Annotated in this window: 4 protein-coding genes and 1 pseudogene; 2 read left to right on the top strand and 3 right to left on the bottom strand. The window is 38.6% G+C overall.

What is annotated here, in order from left to right:
* The coding region (locus B5D35_RS20375; protein ID WP_170915233.1) for an ATP-binding protein at positions 1–238 on the top strand (238 nt) is incomplete at its 5' end.
* A 9-nt stretch (positions 239–247) separates the two neighbouring features.
* Positions 248–910 carry a response regulator transcription factor gene (locus tag B5D35_RS20370; protein WP_078754331.1) on the top strand — a complete coding sequence of 221 codons (663 nt, stop codon included), beginning with the start codon at positions 248–250 and terminating at the stop codon, positions 908–910.
* 120 nt (positions 911–1,030) lie between these two features.
* On the opposite strand, the pseudogene B5D35_RS25030 reads toward B5D35_RS20370, so the two are convergent.
* From B5D35_RS25030 to B5D35_RS20355, 3 genes and pseudogenes are all read right to left on the bottom strand, one after another.
* A pseudogene (locus B5D35_RS25030) lies at positions 1,031–1,511 on the bottom strand (transposase); the annotation flags it as partial.
* Positions 1,512–1,669: 158 nt separating this feature from the next.
* Positions 1,670–3,607 carry an ATP-binding cassette domain-containing protein gene (locus B5D35_RS20360; RefSeq protein ID WP_078754329.1) on the bottom strand — a complete coding sequence of 646 codons (1,938 nt, stop codon included), beginning with the start codon at positions 3,605–3,607 and terminating at the stop codon, positions 1,670–1,672.
* A gap of 58 nt (positions 3,608–3,665) precedes the next feature.
* Positions 3,666–4,480, bottom strand: an 815-nt coding sequence (locus tag B5D35_RS20355) for an Ig-like domain-containing protein (RefSeq protein ID WP_170915232.1), incomplete at its 5' end; no start/stop codon positions are given.

Here is a 4,480-nt window from a genome sequence, read left to right as displayed (position 1 = left end):
CAATGTCATCGCAAAACGATATGAACAGGGCAGCGTGGTTGTCACAAGCAATTTACCGTTCTCACAATGGTCAAATGCGTTCGCTGATGACACCACACTCACGGCTGCACTGCTGGATCGACTGCTTCATCACTCTCACATCATTCAGATAAGTGGAGAGAGTTATCGGCTAAAAGGGAAAAGGGCGTTAGGGACAGTGCCAACCGTTCTACAAAATGAATCGGAGAGGCAGGGATAACTACCATGGGTGGGTCAATTTTACTTCGGCGATAGCGTCGCTAAGTGGATCAGTTTTAAGTCGGCGTTGACACCAATGGTGCGGCAAGGATGCAGGTTATTACTTGAGAGTCAAAACATCATTGTCGTTGCTGAAGCAGAGAGCGGAGAAGAAGCCTTCCGCTACCTCAACGATATTACACCCGATGTTGCCGTGGTTGATTTAAGCATGGAAAACATGGGAGGGCTAGAAGTGATCTCGCGTATGCATACGCGAAATCCGGAGACAAAAATCATCGTGTTTTCTATGCATGATGATCCTTTCTTTACCCAGCGTGCATTTAAAAATGGCGCATCTGGATACGTGTCTAAATCCAACCCACCCGAGACGCTCGTCGATGCTATTGGACATATAATGAAAGGCGGGCAATTTATCAGCCCAGATATCGCGAAAAAGCTCGCGTTTGATCAATACTTCGAAGCCACCACACACCCTTTGAAAAAACTGACAAGTCGAGAGATAGACATTTTTCACCGCATGGGGCAAGGAAAAAGCAGTGCTCAGATAGCGGAAGATTTGTCGTTATCTCGAAAGTCCGTTTCAAATTATGTTGGAGGACTAAAGAAAAAGCTTAACGCGGATTCCACGGCAAGCCTGATTAAGATTGCAGTAACAACGTTTAAGGAGTCATAGCGGGCTACTCTGAGCCCCTACCAAATATCGAAGCACTGAAAACTAGAAATTTCTGATTTCTTGATGCCATTCCCGAAACTGGATCGGCATTAAATTTCCTAGTGATGAATGAGGGCAAAATTCATTGTATTCGATTCGCCAGCCTTCGCGTCGAAGCAAAATATGAATACGCTGATAATCATAACGAACTCGCGTGGCTGCGATATCTTTAATATGTGCCCTTAGTGCCGTGTCCGGGCCTTTTATCGAACGGTAGCAATAGGCCGACATGCTCGACGTAGTGAAGTACGGTAAGCCACTCCAAGGTAATCGACGAACTCTCGGCGTTTCGCTGGCTTTAGAGCTTCTTTGACAGGATATCTTGCAACATTTGCTTATCAAGGCTCAAATCTGCTACAAACCGTTTAAAGCGCTGGATCTCCCCTTCCAACTGCTTTAAACAACGAAGTTCAAAGGCACCAAGACCATCATACTTCTTCCAATTGTAAAAGGTCGCTTCAGAAATGCCCACTTTACGGCACACTTCAGCCACGCTAGTTCCGGTCTCTGCCTGCCTTAAGGCAAAAGCAATCTGTTGTTCGGTATATTTGGTTTTCTTCATAGCAATTCAGCTCCCATGACTTCCTGATATTGCCAAATTCCTCTAGTTTAGACCGATACGATTTTTAGGGAGGAGGTCATGAACACTACCAATAAACTTGCCATACAAATTATGCTACTCAGATAACTCCTTTGAAGAACAACATTTCAACCTTATTTTTAATCCGCCATTATAAGAGTGCTATTTTTTACTTCATAAACAACATCACAAGCATTAAGGATCGAGTCATTATGACTTGCAAGGATGACAATAGCATCTTTTGTGTACTCCTTCATCAACAGTAGACACCTTACAATATCATCTTTAGACAAATTAACTAATACCTCATCAAATACATAAAGTTCGGACTTATCTAGTAGTGACAACATAAACAAGAGCTTGCGTCTTTGTCCTGTAGACATCGGAATACTCTCGATATCGTCGACATGCATTGTTTGATAATCAAAAACCCTTGAACCAAAGCACTCCTTTAACACTAAATTAATTATTTTTTTAGAGTTGCAGTTTCGAATAAGAAAATTATCCTCTAAAGAGCCAGAAAAAAACTGGTTCTCCGATGCATTAAGATAGTTAACATTAGCAGAGAAAAAGCTAGAATCAATTGAATTTAAATCAACCCCATCATACTCTATTTTTCCATTATACTCTCTACTTGCGCCAACAATAGATTTTAACAAGGTTGACTTTCCTGAACCAACAGAGCCTTTTATACCATAGAGAACACCCTTGTGAAATTTAGCGCTTATGTTTTTAAGTATAACCTTTGAGTTTATAACAACTGAAAGGTCTTTTATTTTTATCTTTTGTAAATCATTCAAAACAACACCAGGCTTATCTATTTCCTTAATGTCTAATAATTCATCACTTATCAGAGAATCTAGTGATTTATCAAGGTGGAAAATAGCAGCCTTCAAGTATGATGCTCTCGTTACTATTTGAACAATAGAAGACGAGAGACGTGAGCCAATTATAAAAAGGACAATCATGTAAGCTGGATTCACATCTGAAGTTTTTATACCAAAAAAAACAACAATAAAAAGTAAAAACAAAGCAAGAAATGAGACGAATTTTGCAAGCTCATCCCAATAAAAATTAAAATTCGCTATCTTATCTTCATAAAACTGAGAACCATTATACATAGCTAAATATTTAGAGAACAAGATGTTTTTATTTATATATGGTATATTAATTTTAGATGCCGTATTTGACACCCTGAATTTCAAAACATCATTTGATGAACTTTCTAACTCTATTAAATATTTATACAACCTACTTCTATACGCATAAAACACCAAGGCTATAATAATATAGAAAATCAAGAAGTACACACTCAACCAAGAAATAAACAATGAAAGAGTCACAAATAAAATCACAAACGTTAGTATGTCTGACAATATTGTTGGAATAAAATCCCAAACCATTTTCCTATATTGTTCTATTGTCTTTACGTTATGAACTGAAGAGAACCCCTTGTAATATGGTGTGAGTTTCAACACATAACGTTCAAAAATCAAAGAAGATTTATGATTTAAGGCCAAACATTTTTTCTTTATCTGTTTTTTTGATAAAAACTCGAATACATAAGCAGATAAAAACACAATACTAACAATTATTAATGTTGAAACGTTGTTGGAGTGTATTATGCGAGTATTAAATATATTAGTATATAAAGGAGTCACCAGCGCAAAAGGTGTTAGCAAAAGCAGTAGCATTGACCAAACCGGAGTGAAATTAACAATTTCATGCATAATTTCCTTGGGTGCTGATACCTTAACCACCTCTCTAATCAAAAAATATCTACAACCTTCAAAGCTACTAATATCAACAAAGCCTTCATTACTATAGTAATGCCCATTAACGCATTTTATAAACTTATGTTTATTATCATGAACCACCACAAAAGAAGATAATATTTGACTTTTAGATGAAACTCTACCAAACATAATTTTGTATCTGAACAAATTACTTTCACATTCAGATTCAAATGCTTTAATCACTAAATCTTCATTGTCTCCAATTTCTTTTAGTTTATTTAAAAATCCTGTCTTTGTATTTATCCCATAATCATATAGTAAAGGTAAAAATGCGTTAATCATATTATATCCTTGAAAACACAAGGCCGATAATATCGACCTTGTGTTGATTTTGTCGTTTTTATAGTTGGTCTTTTTCAGTTATCGTGGATAAAGATAGCACATCCACCATAGGCTGACTTTCTCCGACTGCAACAACAGCTTGTGCAGAAGAGTGGTCTGAAACTTCTTGAGTTGGTGCTTCTACCCCATTGGTATTATCACCTATATCGGGATCTGATGTTATTGAAATATTGCGGACGGATATATTCCCTGGCTCAATAACCTCATGTCCATTCTCACCTGTATAACTTAATTGATACGAGTATTCTCCTGCTTGATCGAATTCGACTTTAATTGACCAATCACCATCTTCATCAGCATGGGTCGTATACTTTTCTCCCTCAACAGTTAATTTGACCTCCGAATTTTCCTTCGCTTCCCCTTGGAATACCTTTGTCTCAAGTATCTTTGCAGGAGCTTCTCTAGACTCTAATGATTCCAGCGAGTGTTCTTCTTCTTGATGACTGACTCCTGACCTAGATGAACTAGACGGGCTACTAGCTAGTGTAAATGAGCTACCAGAAGCTAATTCCTTTGTGTTATCAGCCGTATCGGTTGCTTTCGCTACCCATGTGTACGTCCCGTCAGCCACTCCAGTTGCTGTCGCCGTCCAGCTTCCATTTGAACCGACCGTCGCATTCACTATTTGCTTAGCACTTGTCGCTGTGTCGATTAGCTCAACAACTACCGTAGAGCCCACTTCCACTGTTCCACTGAATACCGGTGCACTGTTTACAAAACCATCGTTGTCTGCATCCGTCAGCGATCCCGTTAACAGCGTTACCTCGGTATCTAGCTTGAAGCCCTCTGCTGCTGTCGCTTTTTGGTTACCTG

It is taken from the genome of Enterovibrio nigricans DSM 22720, from assembly GCF_900167155.1.
GTDB classification, from domain to species: Bacteria; Pseudomonadota; Gammaproteobacteria; order Enterobacterales; family Vibrionaceae; genus Enterovibrio; species Enterovibrio nigricans.
This window is presented reverse-complemented; position numbering and strand designations above follow the sequence as displayed.